Annotated in this window: 1 protein-coding gene; it reads left to right on the plus strand. The window is 58.1% G+C overall.

The window, feature by feature from the left end:
- Positions 1–272, plus strand: a 272-nt coding sequence (locus E0D90_RS26245; RefSeq protein ID WP_265415982.1) for an EF-Tu/IF-2/RF-3 family GTPase, incomplete at both ends; no start/stop codon positions are given.

Raw genomic sequence — 272 nt, forward strand, 5'->3', positions numbered from 1 at the left:
TCTATGACACGTATCGTGGTGTTGTCACGTATGTCCGCGTCGTTGACGGTGCTCTGCGCCACCGTGAGAAAATCCTTATGATGAGTACCGGCGCAGCACACGAGGTGCTTGAGATTGGCGTCATATCCCCAGAAATGGTGCCGGCTCAGGGGCTGTCGGTGGGGGAGGTCGGGTACCTCATCACCGGCGTCAAGGATGTCCGTCAATCCCGAGTCGGCGACACTGTCACCAATGCCTCCAAGCCCTCTGAGAAAGATCGTGGCGGCTATCAG

Origin of the sequence: Streptomyces otsuchiensis, assembly GCF_004305975.1 — a bacterium.
Taxonomy (GTDB): domain Bacteria; phylum Actinomycetota; class Actinomycetes; order Streptomycetales; family Streptomycetaceae; genus Streptomyces; species Streptomyces otsuchiensis.